Here is a 20,935-nt window from a genome sequence, read left to right as displayed (position 1 = left end):
TATGTTTATGAATGTTTTCATTTGAATAATTACACTTTAATTATTAGTTTTTTTATACCTCTTTTATTGCCTTTCGGCAAATAAAAAACACGCATCTACCAACCGGGATTTTGAACCAATGCCCTGTCACGGTCTAATTGATATTGGGAAATTGGGAACAAGTACATTTTATTGTTCCATACCCTTTTTTGGAAAAGTGTTTTATTATAAAGAGCGCCAAATGAAAATCCTTGTCCCTGATCGTCGGTATTTACATTTAATCCGTAAATGGTTTGGTTTTCATCGGCACCTAACAATAACCTTCTAATGAGGGTATAGTATCTGTCGCTTTCAAAACAAAGCTCTACTTGCCTTTCTTTCAAAATGTATTTGCGCATCAGGTCCTTGTTTCCAACTGCACCGGGGTAAACAGTTTCTATGCCCGGCAAACCGGCCCGGCTCCTGATCTGGTCAAGGTAAAGCACAATATTTTGGTTAGATGGATCGTACTCATTTAAAGCTTCTACATAATCAAGCAAAATTTCGGCATACCTTATCAATATAAAGGGCCTGTAGTTGGCAGTCCACTGCCTTATATTATCGGCAGGACTTACATTTTTCAGCACATCATAGCCTGTAATGTTATTGCTGGCCCCGCTTGCTTTTGCTCCGGCTTTGCCATTATAATAAAACTCGGCCCGGCCTGTTCCGTCAATATTTTCGGTTGATGAATAATAGTTTTTATCATCAACAGTTGGTGCGGGTAATACCGGCCGGCCATTATATTGTATGTAAGCATAAAACCTTGGTTCGCGGTTTGCGTACATGTTCCATTGCCCCTTTTTGTGTTCCCAGTACTTACCGCCATTGCTTTGCGCAAAATTGCTTGCAGTGTACCCGGATGATGGATCGTCAATGGTTTTGCCATTATTCATGTAAAATGCATCTACAACGTTTTGGGTAGCATTATACATGCTATACCCGCCGGCGCCAGGCGTTACACACTTGGTATAACCTGTGTAATTCCATGAATTTCTTGAAAAAATAATCTCGCTGTTCCAGTTGGTAATGAAAAGATCCCTTACAGACAGGTAAGGATCAAATACGGTCCCGCCATTGTCAAGATTGGTAAATAACTTATATGAGCCAAGATCAATTACTGCTTTGGCGGCATCGGCTGCTATTTTCCATTTATTGGCATCGTATACCGTTGGTGCCAGTTGTGTGCCATCCTGGTTTTTAAAAGAGGCAAACGAAGAGTTACCATTCCATAGCGGGCTGGCTGCCAGTAAGGCAATTTGTGCTTTTACAGCAAGGCAGCTACCTTTTGTTGGCCGGCCGTAATTGCTGGTTGTAGCCCATTCGGCAGGTAAACCGGCCGCTGCCTGGTCCATTAGCGTGTTAACATAGTCTTTACACTCGTCAAAAGATGATCTTGGGAACTTGTTGAAATCGGCATTTAAACTTAATGCTTCCGTTACTTTTACAACCGGACCATATTGTTTTATCAACTGCCAGTAAAACCACCCCCTTAAAAACCGGGATTCTGCCTTATATTGATTTTTTAAGGTTACACTTAACTGGCTGGCCGGAACCCGGTCAATATTAGCTTCAAAAATAAATGACGATCTGATTCCTCTATAATAGTTATCCCAATTGTCAAAATAAGCATTTACAGGACTCCAGTTGCCTGCAACCATTTGCCTTACATTGGTACCTGGGATAGATACAGATGATTCATCACTTGCGCCCATAGCACTAAAATCGCCGCCGTCGGTTTCAACAATATATCCATATATATTGTACAGGTATGATTCGGCATTGGCCCTGGTGCTCCAAATCAAATCAGATGTTAACAGGTTATCGGGCTTTTTATTAAGATAATTACAGGAAGATAAACTGGCACTCAGGAACCATGCCCCAACAGCCATAATTAGTATATTTTTTTTCATTGGAAAAACTTTAAATACTTTTAAAATTGATTTAAATCCATTATTGCTAAAATGCAGCCCGCAACCCAAAAGCAAATATTCTTACCGGCGGGTAGCCTGCGCCATTAGAGCCGAGTTCGGGATCCCAAAGTTTGAATTTGGAGAACGTTAGCAGATTTTGGCCCGTTAAATAAAGGTAAACCGAGCTGATGCCCGCTTTTGTAAGAAACAAAGGCTTAAGTGTATACCCTAATGTTGCCTGTTTTAAACGGACAAAACTTGCATCTTTAGACCACCATGTACTTGGCTGATAATTGTTACTGTTTTGGTTGGCAATGCCTAACCGTGGGTAATCTACATTTTGGCTCGGGTTTTCAACCGTCCACCGGCTTTCCAGGTTGGCCAGCATACCGGATGGATAAGTACCCATACCAGTAAACGGTACAATACCTGCACCGGTTGCACCTGCGCCGGTGATGGATGATCCATTCGCCATTATGATGACATTGGAAGTCCCCTGAAAAAATAGCGAGAGATCGAATTTCTTATAACCAACTGTAAACCCTGCACCATATAAAATAGTAGGTATGTCTGATTTACCGGTGTATACCCTATCAAAGCTGTTTATTACGCCATCGTTGTTTACATCTTTGTACTTAATATCGCCGGGCCTTAATATCGCGCCAAACTGAGAGGGGCTTTTATCAACATCTTCCTGCGATGTAAACAGCCCTTCGGCAACATACATCAAATTATCGCCATACTTACGACCGGTAGCTTGCTGGTAAGCGTACAGTTGTTTTGGCTCGTCCTTTTGTACAATTTTATTATTATTGTAAGTAAAGTTTCCATAAAGGCGAAGTGCCACTTTGCCAAAATTTTCATTGTATTCAACATTGCCTTCAATGCCATGGTTGTTCATTTCGCCCAAATTGGCAAATACAGCCCCGCTTACCCCCAGTATTCCCGACAATGAACCGCGCTGAACTAAAATGCTGGTTCTTCTTTCTTTATAAGCGTCAATGGTGATGTTCAATTTATTGAATAGCCCTATTTCCAGCCCGATATTATCTTTGGTTGCCTTTTCCCAGGTAAGGTTCTCTACTCCAATTACGGTTTCGGTAGTGCCGCCATACACCGTTCCGTTAAGACCTAAACCTACAGATCCGCCACCGCCATACTGGTTGATATAAGGAAACCGGGTGATACCGTAATTAGACCCAATCTGGTCGTTACCCACAAGGCCGTGAGATCCCCTTATTTTAAGCAGGTTAAATGTTTTTGAAAGCCCTGTAAAAAATGGTTCTCTTGAAATTACCCAGCCCCCGGAAACTGAGGGAAAAAAACCGAATTTTTTACCCGGCTCAAAATTTTCTGAACCTGTATAACCGGCATCAAACTCAAGCAAATACCTGTCGGCGTAGGCATAAGTAGCCCTGGCGGCTAAACCCTGGTTATTATAGGGAATAGAGCTAATAACACTCCCGGCCGAACTCTGTACCCTCGACCGCATGTTATATAACAGCAGTCCGCCTACATGGTGTTTGCCAAAAGCCTGGTCGTAATTTACGTTTGTTTCCAGGTACATGGTTTTTTCGGCAGAGGATGACTGCGTGTAGCCTAAAAACTGGCTTCCATACCTCGACTGGCCAAATACCAAATTACCCTGTGGGTCTCTTGATGTTGCTAAAAAAAGATCATTGGTACCCGTTCTGCCGTTGTCGTTTTCGCTATAAGAATCGAACGAAAACCTGGCCATAGCGCTTAAGCCTTCAGTAATAGCATCCAGTTTTTGGTTGATAGAGAAAACCGACTGAACAGTTGGGCGAAACTCGCTGTTATAACCAGAATTTTGAATATCGTTCACCGGGTTGGATCCCCCGTTGTTAAACGGACCGGCCCATTTACCTCCCGGGTATTGTATCGGGAATGCATTGGGTGGGGTTAAATACGATTCGTACCAGATACTACCGGCAGACAGGCCGGGATAACGGCTGCTCACCAGCATAGCATCCAGGTTCATGGATAATAAAGTGGTTTTGCTTAAATCTATATCCAGGTTCGACCTGAAATCATACCTTTTGAAGTTTAGGTTGGGATTGTATCCATTTTGTTTGGTTACCTTATAGCTTCCATCCTGATCATAAAAAGATGCCGAAACATAGTACCTTACCGTTGATGCACCGCCGCTAACATTCAGGTTGGTGTTGTATCCCGGCGCCCAATTCTTGTAAACAGATTTTATCCAGTTAACATTGGGATACAGATATGGATCTAAACCGCTGGCTGTTTTTTGAATAGTTTCTTCGGAATAGGCCGCTGCGTTACCGTCATTTGTAGTTGCTTCGTTATGTAATCTCATCCATGATACCGCATCCAGCATTTTTGGTGTTTTGGTAAGGCCAGACATTGAAGCTTCTGTTTTTAATGAAATTTTAGGTTTGCCTGCAACACCTCTTTTGGTAGTTATAATTAAAACCCCATTTGCACCTTTGGCACCATATACGGCGGTTGACGAAGCATCTTTTAACAACGAAATACTTTGAATATCCTCCGGATCGATGTTGTTGTAAGCCCCGCCATAAGTGCTGTTTACATCATCCCGCTGTACCCCGTCAATAATAATAAGTGGGTTTGCATTACCTGTAAAAGTTCCAATGCCACGAATGGTAAATGATGCATTATCATAGCCAGGTTCTCCGCTTCTTTGCATTGATATTACACCGGCTACTTTGCCCGCCAGGGCATTAGATAATGAGCGGTTGGGCGTTGTTATATCGGCCACGTTTACAGTAGTAACAGCGCCGGTTATCGTCAGCTTTTTTTGCTTTCCATAACCTACCACTACTACTTCATTTATTCCTTTGGTATCATCCAATAATTGAACAGTAAGCGAGGATGTTGCTTCGGTAACTGTAATTTCTTTGGCAACAAAACCGGCAAATGAAACAACAAGAATGCTGTTAACATCGGCTTCAATGGTAAAGCGCCCCTGTATATCAGTTACCACGCCTTTATTGGTACCTTTAATACGCACACTGGCGCCAGGTAACGTAAGACCCTTTGAATCAGTAACAATACCCGAAACCTTTATAACGGGTATTGGCTGAGACGGTGAAGCTAAAGGTTTAGGTTTAATAATAATTGTTTTCTCGCTTATACTATAAATAAACGGCTGCCCTTTAAATGTCAGTTTTAATACTTCTTCTAATTCGGTATTCAGAACATCAATACTTACCGGGTTAGCCTGCTTAATTACCTTTGAATTATAGAAGAAATCATATCCGCATTGTTCCCTAATTTCTTTAAGAACTTTTTCTAATGGAGCATTTTTTTCTGATAATGTAATTTTTTGTGCGTAACCTGAAGCACTTGCCTGAAGTATGGTTGCTACCAACAATATGATGGATAGTTTCATAATCAACAAAGCTTTATTTTTTATACAGGGGACCCTGTACAAACTTATTTCATAACATTTCATACATTTGAACTTGTTTGGGTTTAAGGTGTAATTGGACTACGAATTTAGTTTCATGGTAAGCCCTAACGTTTTAGTCGGGAGTGTTCGAGCACTTCCGGCTTATTTTTCAGGATACCTTAATGCGGAGTAATTATCAAGGCATAATGATGACTCTCCTTCCTTCAATTTTAGTTTTAACGTTTCCTGTTTGTTCTATGATCTTCAGTGCCTGGGCTAAGTCTCTTGAACGCGATACCATTCCGCCAAATCTTAAATTATCCACATTACCGGCGTATTCTACGTCAACATTGTACCAGCGCGCAAACTTGCTCATAATGCTTTTCAGGTCTTCGTCAACAAACAGGAAATAGCCATTTTTCCAGGCAATTACCTCTTCGGTATTAACTGTTTGTACATTAAATGAGTTGCTTAAATAACTGATATTTGATTGCTCGCCCGGTTTAAGCAATTTTGATTGATTAGATTTGGTAGACAGCACTTTAACAGAACCTTCCAATAAAGTAGTTTTAACCGAAGTATCATCAATGTAAGAGCTGATATTAAAATGCGTACCTAAAACTTCAACCACCTGGCTGTTACTCACAACCCTGAATGGCTTTTTAGCATTTTTAGCAACTTCAAAATAAGCCTCGCCCGCTAACTGAACGCTGCGTTCATTACCATTGAAATTGGTTGGATAACGAAGCGATGAGCCCGCATTTAACCAAACTTTTGAACCATCGGGCAAATCAACCTGGTACTGCCCGCCTTTTGGCGTCTCGATGGTATTATATGTCACCTGGGCTGAAGCACCTGAATTAGAGGATGCATCTTCGACTGTATAAACCAACTGACCATTGGCAGCTTTGGTAACCTTTACACCAGATTGTTTGGCCAATTCGCCGGTCGCGGCATCATCTAAAACAATTTTTGAACCATTGGCTAGGGTTAATAATGCTTTATTCCCCCCTGGGGCGATGGTATTCCCGGTTGCCGATTGCGGTTTGTTTTTAGTTAATAAACCAGAAGCGCCGGGCTTGAGGTAAAAAACCAATAATGAGGAGGCGACAAGGAATAAGGTAATTGATGCAGCTACAAACCACCGCCTCAAAAAAACAATTCTTTTAGGTGCAGATTCGCGAGCTTTTATCTCCAGCAATACCTTATCGTAAAGCTCGGCCCCGGCTGTATTTTCATCGCCCATGGCAAGCTCGTCCCATTTCAATTCGTTTTTCTGGAGCGTGTTGTAATAGTTTAATAAAAGTTCTTCCTCCTCGGCAGTGGCCTGGTTTGAAAGGTATTTGTTTATTAAGATCAGAAGTGTTTCTTTTTTCATTGGGAGGTTATTGTATGTAAGTAACCCAACACAGGGGGTACCCCCAAAGAAATTTTAAATATTTCTATATCATTAACAAATCTGTCAGAATTCATTTTTAAATCATATAGATTTAACCAGCCCATTTCCAATATGGCTCATTTATATACAAAATACGGCTCAAAATTTACAACAAATAAGCTATATTTGAATATTGATTGAGCTATAAAACATGAAAGAGAACATTTCTGATCTGATCATTGGTTATTTGACCGAAAATCCCGCGACATCATCAAGTAAAATGTACGCGGAATTAGCTATTGGGGTAAGCTTTGCAACTTTCAAACGCCAACTCAGTAAATTGGTTGAAACAGATTTGGTCATCACCCTGGGCAGGCAAAAATCTGTTAAATATTTGTTAAGCCCGGCCTATGAAGTGCTTCATCCTGTAAATGTAAGCAGGTATTTTGAAAAAGAGATTGACGAAAGAACGATAAAAAGCACTTTCAATTTCAACTTGATACCGCATATACTTAGTCAGATCACCTTATTTACAACTAAGGAACTGGATCAATTGAGTGCGCTGCAAAATGAATTCAAGGAAAATATTTCGAACCTGTCTTCATCGCTTTATAGCAAAGAAATGGAGCGGCTTGCTATCGACCTGAGCTGGAAATCTTCGCAGATCGAAGGTAACACTTATTCCCTACTGGAAACCGAACGTTTGTTAAAAGAAAAGGAAACTGCTGCAGGCAAACCAAAAGATGATGCGGTGATGTTGCTTAACCATAAAGAAGCGATTGACTTTATAGTCGCTCACCCCGATTATGTAGTGCCGTTAACGATCAAGTCTTTAGAAGACATGCACAGTATCTTAGTAAAGGAACTGGACGTAGACCGGAATATCAGGCAACGACGGGTCGGTATATCAGGCACTAATTATATTCCGCTTGATAATGAACATCAAATACGAGAGGCACTGACGGGGATGTGCGAACTGATCAACGCAAAGGAAAATGTCTTTGAAAAGGCGTTGCTGGCCTTAGTATTGTTGTCCTACATCCAGGCTTTTACAGATGGAAATAAACGAACTGCGCGAATTGTTAGCAATGCGATATTGATTGCATACCAACATTGCCCATTATCTTTCCGAACGGTAGATTCCGTGGATTATAAAAAGGCGATGTTGATCTTTTACGAACAAAATAACATCAACGCTTTTAAAGAGATTTTTAAAACGCAATTTGAATTTGCTGTAAAGACCTATTTTTAATTTCAAAAAAACTTCGCCTTGTTTTTTGCCCGGTTCGGTGTAGGATTACCTATGAATAATAACAAATCATGAAGTTTTAACAATTAATAAGAGAAGGAATTTTGAGAAAAAAGCCTGACTAAAATTCAGTAAAACACTCAAAACCACCGTCCGCATAGCATAATGGCAGCTAAGCAAACAAAATCGCCCAGTGTTTTACGCAAGCGGTTCAAGGCTACAGTTAATTGATTTTCAACTGTTTTAGGGGCAATTCCAAGCCGTTCGGCAATTTCTTTGGTAGTTAGGTGTTCTTTACGGCTCATGATAAATATTTGCCTGCACTTTTCGGGCAGTTCGGCTACCCCTTGCTCCAGCAAACGGTTAATATCTTTTTGGGATAGGATATCTTCGCCCCCGTTATTGCTAAAAAGTTCTTCCAGGTGATTAAAAAGATCTGCTCTTACTTTGCCGGAGCGGATAACATTAAACACCTGGTAGCGCACGGCTGTATATAAATAAGCATTTAAAGAAGTTAGTTGAAGATTAGCACGTTTCATCCATAGGTTTACCAACACCTCCTGGGTAACGTCTTCAGATACCTGGCGGTCCCGGAGGATATTGTATGCTGAAAGATAAAGTTTTGACCAATATTTATTATAGATACGTTCAAATGCCGCAAGATTATTCTCCTGGATCAACGCTATAAGCCGCTCATCTGTCAATAGCTGAACTTCCAGGTTATTCATTCGGCATTATGAAATTTAAAATTGGCAACTTCAAATAAAGTGTTTTTTATTGTTTTAAAATATTACAATTACTACCATTTAGATAGCCATTCAGTACTCCCGCCGAAGCCCTTGTTTTCCTCCGGCTCCTGCTAAGTAATTTGCGGCATCTATCGTGTGGCAATTTACCCTGCATTTTCCCCGAGACTTCAATTTTGTTATTTAAGCTACTTCTGATAGTAAATAAAGTCAAAAAAATGCAAAAAGTAAAAGAAAATATTCAATAAAAGTTAACAAAAACTACATTTTATTACAATAATTTACAAGTTATTTAAATCGTTCTGCGAAGCGTGAAGAACGTCACCTGCACTTTTATTTTTTGCCTCGCTGATATCAAAACCACTTAATATTTTTTGAAGCTGATGTAGTTTATCTCGCCTGTTTTCTTTCATAAACTGGCTCTTTAGTACGTTAATTTTTTCATAATCCTGGATACCTTCAATCAGCCGTTCAAAACGGATAGAGGTACGCAAACCCGGGTAAACCAGGTAGGCATCCCCGGATGACCATGATCCGAACCGGGTGTCGCGTAAGGCATCTTTTGCCCAGCAGTTGTATGCCCAGCGCAGGTAACCATCATATCCCTTGTAAGCGGCATACCATCCCAGCCAGGCAGACTCGACAGATGCAGAAAAGGAAAAGGTGTTGGGATGCCCCTCTGTACAACAGGTATAATAGGTAGTATTTAATCCTGCTTTTTTACGTGCAAGCATAGTTGCGCTATCTATCACCTGGTTTGAGGCCACGCTGTAATCCACTAAATCTTTTTCAATTTCGGGGTGATAATTACCGGCCAATGAAATTTTAAAATCTTTATCGGCGCTTTTAATTAACGCAATTGCCTTTTGCATGTCGGCCATCGATCGTTCGTCCATAGCGATGGTAGTTTTAGCAAACCATCCCTTTTGTTTAAGATGCCGGGCAAAGCTGGTAAGCATAGGGCGCCAATGGGCATCATATGCTAATGTACCTGGTTTGGCTATTATGGCGGTATCTTTTCCAAGGGTCTCGTCGTGGTAATAAAATTTCAAATTCCAGGGAATCATGCTATAGCAGTTAATAAACTTATCAATGCCTAACGACATCATAAAAGTTACCCACTTGTCAAAAACGGTATAATCATACGCCCAGGAGCCGTTCCTGTTTTTAGTCCATTTTACCATTGAGCCATACACGTCATACGTTTGGCTGTTCCAGGGGTCGTGTATCAGGGTGGTGGTAATTGATTTCTGACCGGCATCAGCAAGCATTTTCATATACGGGCGCATAATGGCGAAATGCTGACCGGACCATGGTTTTACCCTATACCAGCGTGCAACGGAATAGGGGTTTTGCCACAAATCCAAATGGAATTTCCACTGTGCCGGTTCAGGCAACTTGTGATTAAGTACCTGTACTGTATAATGCAGCATTGCAGCATACTTATTTTTGCCTTCCTTAACTTTCACATAACCGCTGTACACACCCTGGGTAGCGCTGCCCGGCACGTTAATGCTTAGCCAAACAGGCCGGGTAGTATTTTTAGTCAGGGCAAGGGATTTTACCTGGTCAATTACATCTTCAACCAGCGACGAGTCATGGCCGGGTTGAATACCGCAGCCGCCGCCTTCACTATTAAGACCATCGGCCATCACATAACGCACAAAGTTGGCGCTGATGTTTTTTGCAGCAATTTCATGGCCCTTACCATCATCAAGTTTACTCCACTCAAAACTAATTTGCTGCAGGTTACGGGTTGCCCACACCAGGAATTGCGTATGCACCTTTTCGCCTTTCCAGGCTTTGGTTTGCCACTGGGTTTGTAACGGAAATATAGCGGGTGCATTATGCTTATCATACCGGATATCAGCCGATACAAAACTCACGTATGTGCCTGGTTTTAAAAGATTCCAGCTTCCCTGGTCAACAGGTTTTGGATCCCCAAGCTCCTGGTAAAAATCGCCGCTTTTTGATTGCGCCCAAACACCTGCGCTATACAGCAACAGGATTACGATAAATTTTAATCTCATGAGTTTGTTGCTTTTGTTTTACAGGAGCTAAGTATTTATTGGGGCTTTCGAATTTCATTTTCCCAAAAAAAACGGGTAAATGAAAGTTAGGTTCGGCAGATTTAATATCATTCCACGCCAAAAAATGCGGATCGGGCAGCTCATCGCCGCATTTATAAAAATTTGCCCGGCATTGCCTGCCATTTAATGTTGTAAGCGAATGGTAGTAAAATGCATCCAACGGAATCATCAGGGTTAGTTCCCAGGCTATATTCCCCTCGCCTTTATTGTTTACCGCTTTTATTTGCGCCTGGTGCCTTATCATTCCGATAACAGGTTCGGGTAATAACCGTCGATTTTCCCTGTGTGCTCCAAACCCCGCCAGGCAAGCACCGCCACAGTTAAATTCAAAATTGTAATATTCATTTTCGTTATCAAAACAAACAAAAAACTCCACGCAACTATCTTTATGAACGGGCTCATTAGGCTGGCTGTAAATTGCCCTTACACACTTTTCGCTAACATAGTATTTTATAAAAACACAATCGTTACCATAGGCCATTGTAAAATTAGCATCGGGCTTATAACCGTAGCCGGGCCAGGGAACCATGCCGATAGCGTTAGCTTCGTAACTATCCAACAAAAAAGAAACATGAGCTATGGGGCTAATTTTTGTTACCCCCTTCAAAAATGGTACGGTTAGTTCTTTCATTTAATTTCGGATGATAATTGCGTGCATGATTTTGCCGCGTTTTTAATTATTTGGTCTAAAACGTCGTATTCTTCCTCAAGCTTTCTGAGCAACTGGAACTGCGCCCTGGTTCGCTGCAGGTTGTGTTGGGCAAAGCGTGTTTTATAATAAACATCGCCGGCAATGTAATCTGTCAGGAACCGAACGCCTTGCATATAAGGTATCAGCAAAACGCCCATTGAAAGGGATTGAACTTCCGTATCTGTTAAAAAGCTGCCGGCACTTTTAAAATAGCCTTCGGTATAGGCCTTAAACAATGGGATGCTAAGCCCTATCTTTGTAAGGTCTTCCTCATCCTCGGGCGCTATATTGATAATGGTGCGGATGGCATCGCCAAAATCATAAGCTACATAGCCGGGCATAACTGTATCCAAATCAATTACACACTGCCCGCAATCACTGGCATCCAGTAATATGTTGTTAAATTTAGTATCGTTGTGTATAATACGCTGCGGCAATTTGCCTTCTTTTCCCAAATTCAAAATGGTAACCATGCTTTCTGCCCTTTCAACTACAAAAGTTAATTCGGGCAAAACATCTTTAACCCGGTTTTCCGGGTCGGCCAGTACCACCTTATTTAGGTTGTCGAGCCGAACGCTGATGTCATGAAAACCGGGGATAGTTTCGCAAATCAGGCCGGCATCCAAATCGGCCAGCAGCAATTGAAATTTGCCAAAGGTTTTTCCCCCTTCATAAGCCTGTTGTTCGGTTAATACCAGGTCATAACTTTTGGTATCCTTCAAAAAACAATACATTCTCCAGTAATTGCCTTCAGCATCACAAAAAAAACTTTGCCCGTCTTTCGTCCAAACCATAGTGAGCACTTCTTTATCGGGGTTTGAGCCTGGTATCTGCGCCAGCTTTTTTTTGAGATGACTGGTTACCCGGTGTATGTTTTCCATAAGCGCGGGCACATTTTCAAACACATGATGATTGATGCGCTGTAGCAGGTACCCGGGCAACGCAGCGTCCTTGTTCGTTACGTGAAAAGTATCATTGATATGGCCCGAACCATAAGGAATAACAGCAGCTATATCTCCCCCGACGGAAAAGTTGGATACTATTTCATAAATCTTGTTGGTCATTTTTTCTTTTTGATCATTTTAAATTCTACGGCTCATCACTGCCCGGTGTACAAAATGCGAAAAGCTACAGGTATCAGTATGCGCACACACTTATATGGTACAAATAGCTACAAACAAATATAAAAATATTTGCGTGCTCGCACACACTTTAATAAAAAATTATTAAATAATTCTTTTATGTAAACAAACGCGCACTATGTAAACAAAGCTTTTTTTGACAGAGAACCATCGACTGCAACAGCAGGATTAAATGAACTACAGAAATGGGCGGTATAGCAAAACTCTTGCTAAAAGAATCAGCTACTACTTTGGATAAGCATAGGTGTACTGTATTGCCGCCACGGAAATCAGGTTTTAAATTTGAGGTAGCAAGGAACCCGGGGAACAGGGAAATCGATTTTAAAAGTCGATCTTGATCCTAAGGAGCAAAAAAGGTTGAACTATTCGTCTTTCTACGAACATGTAGCCTTTACGGGGCAGCTTAAAAGTGTATTATTTTGTAAAGGTCAACCATTTGTAGCTGAAAAAGTTTAAAAGTGATTTCCCTGCGCCGGGAAATAAGCGAACAATCAGATATCTAAGTAAACAGTATCTTCATCATCTGTATAATAATTCATATTTTCCTTGGTCACGATATCCAACGGAAGGTATTTAATAATGGGGACTTCCTTTTTGAACACGAGGTAATCGGTTAGCTGATAAATACCCCAATACCCCTGCCCCTTGGGGTTTTGGTTAATCAGGAAACTAATTGCCCCTTTATTCAGGAAATATAAATTAGCGGGCAGTAAATCGTACCCAATTATTTTGATGTGTTTTATATGGCGCTGCTCCAGGTGTTTTGCAATTTCATGTGCCTTGGATGTTGTTACAAAAACACTGGTAATATCGGGCGTGCTATCAATAATATCATCCAGCTGTGTGATGAACAAGACCGGGTTTGACCTATTCAATTCAATCCTTAAAATATTGTACTGATGCTCCAGGTTATTTTGGGCAAAATAATTGCGGAACCCCTGCTCTTTTTTCAAAAGGTGGGCCGCGTTACTTATCTCTTCGTCGATATGTGCGATTAAAACAGAGCAAGGATCGGGCTGGCCGTAATGAATTAGTTTGCCGGCCAAAAAACCGCTTTGATAAGAGTCCTGTCCAATATAACTTAAAGGCTCGCACTCGGCAATTTGGGTGTTAAACAATACAAATGGAATTTCGGCCGCTTTCCACTTCTCAAAAAACGGCAAAGTTTCCCGGTAAAATATCGGGGACAAAATTATACCGTCGGGATTATCTTTGGTTAATTGATTGGCTTGAGTTATAAACGACTCAACATCATAGGGATTAAATACATATTGCTGAACGACGATGCCAAATTGTTTCAAATCCTTCTCGGCTTTTTCAATTCCGGCTTTGGGGGCGTACCAATATGAATCGCTTTTATGATCGGGTATTAAGGCAGCAATCTGATATATTTTGTTTGAGCCTAAGGCCCTCGCCATCAAATTTGGCTCATAATCCATCTCTTCAATGATCTTGAGTATCTTCTCCTCTACTTTTTTTGATACCCGCCCCCGCTTGTGTAATACCCTGTCAACTGTACCTGTAGAAACTTTCGCTTTTTCGGCAATATCTTTAATGCGTACAATTTTATTCTTCATGTTAACCTTTCGTGTAAAAAAGATAGCAAAGGTAATTTAATATAGTTTTTGTCGCATTATCCAGCTATAATTTTGCCGGGGAGGTATGTTCGGTGTTTGCGTGGTGGCTAATGGACTGTTGAAAGGTCGCGTGGAGAGGACTTTGCGCAGATGGTTCGATGGGTTAGCTATGGCATGTTGGAAATAACATAAACATTAGCATGAACGCTGGTCACGACTCAACCCGGCTACGCTACGCTGGCCGACCCTCTCTCCGGCTTACGCCGCATAGAGGGTAAACCCCATTTTTATTTTTTAGCCCCTCTATGCGCGAAGCGGAAAGAGGGGCAGAACGAGCATAGCGATGTTCGGGGTGAGTCGAGTCGCCGCTATGCTTCGACGGGCTACCCATGACAGCCCTTTTCACAATGTCATCCCCCTTCAGAACTCCGCCCCTACTTTTTAAGATACGGAACCAAAGCAACCGCCAGTTTTTGATACCCCTCCTCGTTAGGATGCAGGCCATCGCCAAACAAAGATTCATCAATAATACCGGCATTATTAAGCAATAAGATGCCCGGATTAATAAAACGAACACCGGTCTGAGTCGCCAATTTTGCTATTCCTTTATTAAGTACCTGTACCCTTTTTTCCTGCGCCCGCCTTGGCAACAAGCCGGATAACAAAATTCCGGTTTGGGGCTGCCGGGCTTTTACGGCCTGCACCAGCAATTTTAACCCCGCAATTATTTCATCATCAGTATTGGCAGACAGGTTATTGGTGCCTATCATAATCATAACTTTATCGGCCTTAAAGCCATCAAGTTCCTCATGATACACGCGCCATAGCACATTCTCAACCTGGTCCCAACCAAAACCAAAGTTTTTTACCCCTAATGGTTCCAGGTATTTATCCCACGATGCGGTGCCTCTTGCCAAAGGTGCTTTCGGCGTTCCACCCCAGTAATTCAGGATAGAATTACCCAGGAACACAATTTTTGGCTCATCGGTTTTAATGAGCGTTAATATTTCATTATGCCTGTTTCGCCAATCGTAATAGCCATCACGACTTTGTACAACAGGCGCTGTAGTTGAATATATACCCGTTGGCTCGTTAATAATTGCCCGGATGGCTTTTTCATAAGCCCTGGCATATTGCTGCATCCCGGCATCATTGGGGTGTACGCCGTCGACTGTCGAATTAATATCAAACCCTATTTCTTTATTGCTTAACAGGTAAACATTTTTTGCTCCCGCTGCAATCAGCTTTGAATAGGTTTGGTTCAGCACTTTATTTACCCGGTTATAGTCAGTATTCCTGCCGGTATCTAACAAGCCATCTACATTACCCCCGGCATGCTCCACAAGTAGTATTGGTACCAGCGGATGTTTCTGTTTTAAGCCCTGTATTGATGCCAGTAAACGCGTTTCAATTTCCGCGTCAGCAAAACTGGTTAAATTGGGCATACAATCAAGCACGTAAATTTTTGCATCAACCTCGGCCACCAGGTCGATAACCGATTTTTCCAGTCGCCCGGAACCGGAAAAGCCCAGGTTTACCAGCGGGCGGTCAAGCGCACGTTGTAAAATTGCCGTCCATGCCAAACCAGGCCGCGATGCGCAGGCACCCTGCGCTATAGATGTACCATACACAAGCACCGGTTTCTCTTTAGATAAAGGCATAAAACTAAAACTATTACCCGCCGGAACACCTATTTGAAGCCAGGATACGGAATTATATAATGGCAAAAAAAGCCTGTATTCATAGCTTCGGCCCGGAAAACTGGTGCTCACCTTTATATTGGAGTACCGGTAGATAATGGTATCCATAAAAGTAAAGCTTCCGGGAGCCAGGCACCATTTTCCGTCGGGATCCAGCGCGTAAAGATCCAAACCGCTTACGCCGGTGGCCGGCATGTGCGACATGGCCAAATCTGCTTTTACCTTATAACGGATAACCAGATTTGGCGCATCTGTTTTAAACTTAATGTATAAACCGGCACTACTGTGCGATATGTTCCACACATTAGGGTTAAGGCTGCTTTGCGCACGTTCAGGGAACCTGTCATAAGTACCCGCCGTTTCTGTTGGCCAGGCCTGCCCCTCTATCACCGCAAAGCCGGCTTTAGCCGGATCTTCCCACTTATAGGCTGCTATAGTTTGTGAAAAGGATACGGTATTAAAAAAACAAAAGATCAATAAAGTTACTATCCGGTTCATTAGGGGTGTATGTAAAGGCGATTTAAGGATAAAACCTGGGGTATCACAGGGCTCATTTGCGCACATATAACTAAACTTTTTATGCCCGACCGACAATATCGATTTGTATAAAAAAACAATTTATTATAGGGCGGGGCTGGCATTTAACACCAACACTTCAAATGGTTTAAGCGTTACGGTATAGGTATCTCCTTTAAACAGCGCCTTCGCTTGCTTGCCGTTAAGTTTAGCGTTGTAAAAAAGGTAGATACGTTTGCTGTTTACAGGTAATTCAAAAACCTTGGGCACATCAACCTCAAATGTTTTTGCTGTATCTGAGGGATTTCTTAAAGTAAGAACAGCTTTTTTTGGCGACCAGGCTGCAAAACCGTAAACCTCACCTTTTGCCGGATCACCACCTACCCAATGCACATCGGGCATAATATCTGCATTTTGCCGCGACCATTTTATTGCGCTGGCCAGGCAATCCCAATTGGCGGTGTTTAATTTATGGGGATTAATATACAGCTCCTGCAAACTTGTTCCCGATCCAAAAAACGACCAAATTTCGTCAGCGATATCCTTATCGTTCATATCAAATTTGGCGGGCGGGCCATTGTCGGCAACACAAACGCCATGATACATTAAAGCGCTTATAGGATAGAGCGGGGCACGCTGTACAATATTTTTATACACTTCACCATCGCGATAATTGAGCCACTGCTGCCTGGTATCCCCCTGCCCCTGTGTATTGGTATCCCAGCCGTTTCTCCAAATCACATCGCCATATTTAAGCCAGAAAGGTGATGGCCAGGTGCCTATTGTCATGCTAAAATAAAGGTCTGGTTTCACGGTGCGCAACGATGCCACCAGCTTTAACAGCGATTCCATATCCGTTTGATATTCGGGAGTAGCGCCGGTTGATTGATCTCCGGCCCCTACGCCATCAAATTTAAACATCGAGACGCCATATTTGGTAACAAAATTAGCCGCTGTTTCTTTAAACCTGCCGGAATAAACAAGCCCGGTGAGGGAGAAACCATGCGAATTAGTTTCAAAAGGGGGATTTTGTTTCCGGCCATACTGTAGCCGCTGTTCTTTTGCCTGCTCATATCCACCCCATGGCGACATCCAAACCCCAAGCGATGCATGGTATTTATTGGCCAGCGCTTTCATATTATCAAACCCCATCGGGAAATTTGCTTTGCTAATTTGCCATAGTGTTTGATTATCGTCCCAGCCATCATCAAATAAAAAGGCGTTTAGGTTAAGGTGCCGCTTTATGGTAAGGCTATCGCCAAAGGTTTTAATACGGTCAAGACAGCCCGCTTCTGTCAGTTTACGATCGGCCCATGATATATCATACCAGGAGTTATAATGAAGCATTTGCCGGTAAGGCACCGCCCTTTCGCGTTGCAGATAATACAGAAATCCCCTGCGCAGTTGGCCTTCGGGAGCAATGCCCCAAACCGTAGAGCCATTTAAATCTAAAGTTGGCTCCGGGTGTTCAATATAGCTGCTAACCCAGCCGTTATCGGTGTTGTATTTACTTATAGGAGTTTCAGATGCAAAAAAGTAATTACCCGATACTATCGGCGAGCCATCTACAACACCCAATGGCTTGATGCCTGTTTCCATCGAAAATTTGATGAGTTTTAATTTGCTTACCTTCAGGGAATCTTTGAGGCTATGAAAACTGAAGGCTTGCCTGATATAGTTGGAATTATCTTTTAAAATAGCTTCCCACGTTACCCGGATACCATGTTTTATGTTGAAAAGTTCTGCAAAAACCTCCACCCCATTTTCTTTTTCTGAAAGTTTAACCGCTTTTGAATTGCCCTTTATGGCAATAATTTTTGGCGTGGCGCTTATTTGAAAATCGGCAGAGTTAAGTGTCGTGCCATTCTTCAGTTCCAGCTCAAACATGGGTGAACCTTTTAAAGCCACCTGTTTATTGTTTTGGGCAACAAATTCGTTTACCGCAATCGTCTTTTTATCGGCAAGCCATTTTACCGACAAGCAATTGTTTTTTAGAATCAGCGATCCCTTGCCCGACAACGCAACAGCCTTTCCCGGCTTTATACCCGACAGAAAAACATTTTGAGCATTACAAAAACCCGGCAGGGCAATACAAATTAAAAGCAATAGTTTTTTTAGCATGTTTGATAAATTACAGGGAAAATCACAAATAATAATTTTGCGTGTGCGCACACAAATATAGATAGTAATTACTCTATTAAAAACAGGCCACGAGATATCAACCCCATCGAACCATCGAAAAAGATGCAGATAATGCGTTACCAGCCAAAACAATCGGTTGCGCCATTTTTAGGGAACGGGCGGAGTGTCGGCCTATTTTCAATTAAATCATTTTAAACGGGAAAAAGCTACATACCGCAAATGAAAGATTTAAAACATAGTCCGCTGAATCAAGGGAAACGATCTGGCATAGTCGGGCCAGGAGACGTAGGCGACTTAATCGTCCATCCCCTTTCGATGTAGTTGAAAGCAAACTGGGTTGGCTTTAATAATGTAAGGGGATATTGATTCCGGAAACCTATGACTTTCGTTATCTTTGCCGGCAATTTAATATTTTCATACTGTGATCAATGTAAATAACATTTCCGTTTCATTTGGCGGAACCACCTTGTTTAGCGATGTAACCTTCTCCATAAACGAGAACGACAAGATAGCCCTGATGGGTAAAAATGGTGCGGGCAAATCTACCATCCTCAAGATCATTGCCGATGTAGCCAAACCTACTACCGGTAGTGTAACCGGCCCTAAGGACGCAGTAGTAGCTTATTTGCCGCAGCATTTACTTACCCAGGATAAGGTGAGTGTTTTTGAAGAAACCATGAAAGCCTTTGCAGAGGCCAATGAAATGGAAAAGGAACTGGAGGAGTTAAATGTGCAGCTTAATATTCGTACCGATTACGAGAGTGACGACTACATGAAGTTGATTGAAAGGGTATCGGAACTGAGTGAGAAAGTTTATACGGTTGAAGGCACTAACTACGATGCAGAGGTAGAAAAGGTGCTCAAAGGCCTGGGATTTGAACGTAAAGATTTTGCAAGGCAGACCTCTGAATTTTCGGGCGGCTGGCGCATGCGTATCGAGCTGGCTAAAATTTTGCTAAAAAAACCCGATCTTATTTTATTGGATGAGCCAACCAACCACATGGATATCGAAAGTATACAGTGGCTGGAAGATTTCCTGATCAATTCGGCCAAGGCGGTAATGGTGATCTCGCACGACCGTGCTTTTGTGGATAATATTACCAACCGCACCATCGAGGTAACCATGGGCCGGATATATGACTATAAAGCCAAATACAGTCATTACCTGCAGTTGCGTGCCGACCGTCGTGTACATCAATTGAAAGCTTACGAGGAGCAGCAGCGTTTCATTGCCGATAACCAGGAATTTATTGACCGCTTTAGGGGTACCTACTCTAAAACTTTGCAAGTACAATCGCGGGTAAAAATGCTTGAAAAACTTGAAGTTATTGAGATAGATGAAGTAGACACATCAGCCTTGCGGTTGAAATTCCCGCCTTCGCCACGTTCCGGTCAATACCCGGTAATGGTAGAAGACCTGACCAAAACCTACGGCGATCATGTGGTATTCAAAAACGCATCGATGGTAATAGAGCGCGGAGAAAAAGTAGCTTTTGTTGGTAAAAACGGCGAAGGTAAATCTACCATGATCAAAGCCATCATGAACGAGATTGATTTTGAAGGAAGTTTAAAGGTAGGCCATAATGCCAGGATCGGGTACTTTGCCCAAAATCAGGCCGCATTGCTTGATGAAAAATTAACGGTATTTGAAACAATTGATCAAATCCCGTTAAGCGATAACAGCCTTAAAATCAAAGATCTTTTAGGTGCGTTCATGTTCAGCGGTGATGATACCACTAAAAAAGTCAAGGTACTTTCCGGGGGCGAAAAAACCCGTTTAGCAATGATTAAATTACTGTTAGAACCCGTGAATTTGTTAATACTGGATGAGCCCACCAACCACCTGGATATGAAGACAAAAGACATTATTAAAGATGCACTCCGGGATTTTGACGGCACCTTGATCCTGGTATCTCACGATCGGGATTTCTTAGACGGACTGGTGAAAAAAGTATTTGAGTTTGGCCATAAGCGGGTACGCGAGCACTTTGAAGATATCAAAGGATTTTTAGCCTACAAAAAGATGGATAGTTTAAAAGAGATAGAACAGCGCTAAAAAACCATTTTTTCGGATTAAACAGGCATCATCCTGCCTGTTTAATCCGCTTTCTTCCATCCCTTAACGCCTTTACGAATCTCCGTAACAGTACTTTAACTGCTGTAAAGCACAACCCGAAGTTTTCGGGCCGCCGTGTGTTTCAATCACCATAAAACTTAGTGCTTTTGCTTGCTTTCGCGCTAATCGGCGTTACTGGCAAATATTGTCTGCACCTACTTATTCCAAAAGGCCCCCACACACCATTTCAGGTAACCCGGCCGGTAACGGTTCCCTTCAAAAAAGCCCGCGAAACCTGTTCATAAAGGGCATTGATTGCG

General features: G+C 42.1%; 12 protein-coding genes. 2 read left to right on the top strand and 10 right to left on the bottom strand.

Translation table 11 applies throughout. The annotated features are described in order from the left end of the window. Positions 1–95: 95 nt before the first annotated feature. The 3 genes from AC1DU2_RS22850 to AC1DU2_RS22840 all read right to left on the bottom strand — a co-directional run bounded on the left by AC1DU2_RS22850 (position 96) and on the right by AC1DU2_RS22840 (position 6,706). Entirely contained in the window at positions 96–1,931 is a 1,836-nt protein-coding gene (locus AC1DU2_RS22850) for a RagB/SusD family nutrient uptake outer membrane protein (RefSeq protein ID WP_477387133.1), read from the bottom strand. A gap of 46 nt (positions 1,932–1,977) precedes the next feature. After that, entirely contained in the window at positions 1,978–5,328 is a 3,351-nt protein-coding gene (locus AC1DU2_RS22845) for a TonB-dependent receptor (RefSeq protein WP_477387131.1), read from the bottom strand. Between the two features lie 196 nt (positions 5,329–5,524). Then, on the bottom strand, positions 5,525–6,706 hold the full coding sequence (locus tag AC1DU2_RS22840) for a FecR family protein (RefSeq protein ID WP_477387129.1): 1,182 nt from the start codon (positions 6,704–6,706) through the stop codon (positions 5,525–5,527). 211 nt (positions 6,707–6,917) lie between these two features. On the opposite strand from AC1DU2_RS22840, the gene AC1DU2_RS22835 reads away from it, so the two are divergent. Continuing rightward, positions 6,918–7,958: a Fic family protein gene (locus tag AC1DU2_RS22835; protein WP_477387127.1), complete on the top strand. Its 1,041-nt coding sequence runs from the start codon at positions 6,918–6,920 to the stop codon at positions 7,956–7,958. A 137-nt stretch (positions 7,959–8,095) separates the two neighbouring features. Here the strand turns inward: AC1DU2_RS22835 and AC1DU2_RS22830 are convergent, their stop codons facing one another. The 7 genes from AC1DU2_RS22830 to AC1DU2_RS22800 form a co-directional block, all read right to left on the bottom strand. After that, a complete protein-coding gene (locus AC1DU2_RS22830) occupies positions 8,096–8,683 on the bottom strand; it encodes an RNA polymerase sigma-70 factor (RefSeq protein ID WP_477387125.1) in 588 nt (195 codons plus the stop codon). A gap of 299 nt (positions 8,684–8,982) precedes the next feature. After that, positions 8,983–10,731, bottom strand: coding sequence for a DUF4091 domain-containing protein (locus AC1DU2_RS22825; protein WP_477387123.1), 1,749 nt, complete (start codon positions 10,729–10,731; stop codon positions 8,983–8,985). Next, on the bottom strand, positions 10,694–11,422 hold the full coding sequence (locus AC1DU2_RS22820; protein WP_477387121.1) for a carbohydrate-binding family 9-like protein: 729 nt from the start codon (positions 11,420–11,422) through the stop codon (positions 10,694–10,696). Before AC1DU2_RS22820 ends, AC1DU2_RS22825 begins: the two co-directional genes overlap by 38 nt. After that, positions 11,419–12,546: a phosphotransferase enzyme family protein gene (locus AC1DU2_RS22815; protein WP_477387119.1), complete on the bottom strand. Its 1,128-nt coding sequence runs from the start codon at positions 12,544–12,546 to the stop codon at positions 11,419–11,421. Before AC1DU2_RS22815 ends, AC1DU2_RS22820 begins: the two co-directional genes overlap by 4 nt. A gap of 569 nt (positions 12,547–13,115) precedes the next feature. Further along, positions 13,116–14,201: a substrate-binding domain-containing protein gene (locus AC1DU2_RS22810; RefSeq protein ID WP_477387117.1), complete on the bottom strand. Its 1,086-nt coding sequence runs from the start codon at positions 14,199–14,201 to the stop codon at positions 13,116–13,118. A gap of 434 nt (positions 14,202–14,635) precedes the next feature. Then, complete coding sequence (locus AC1DU2_RS22805) at positions 14,636–16,399, bottom strand: SGNH/GDSL hydrolase family protein (RefSeq protein WP_477387115.1); 1,764 nt, start codon at positions 16,397–16,399, stop codon at positions 14,636–14,638. A gap of 123 nt (positions 16,400–16,522) precedes the next feature. After that, positions 16,523–18,538 (bottom strand): alpha-amylase family protein, encoded by a 2,016-nt coding sequence (locus tag AC1DU2_RS22800; RefSeq protein WP_477387113.1) that lies wholly within the window; start codon positions 18,536–18,538, stop codon positions 16,523–16,525. Between the two features lie 442 nt (positions 18,539–18,980). Here AC1DU2_RS22800 and AC1DU2_RS22795 point away from each other — a divergent pair, with 442 nt between their 5' ends. After that, on the top strand, positions 18,981–20,615 hold the full coding sequence (locus AC1DU2_RS22795) for an ABC-F family ATP-binding cassette domain-containing protein (RefSeq protein ID WP_477387111.1): 1,635 nt from the start codon (positions 18,981–18,983) through the stop codon (positions 20,613–20,615). Positions 20,616–20,935: the final 320 nt, after the last annotated feature.

This window comes from Mucilaginibacter sp. P4_C11, assembly GCF_056402115.1.
This window is presented reverse-complemented; position numbering and strand designations above follow the sequence as displayed.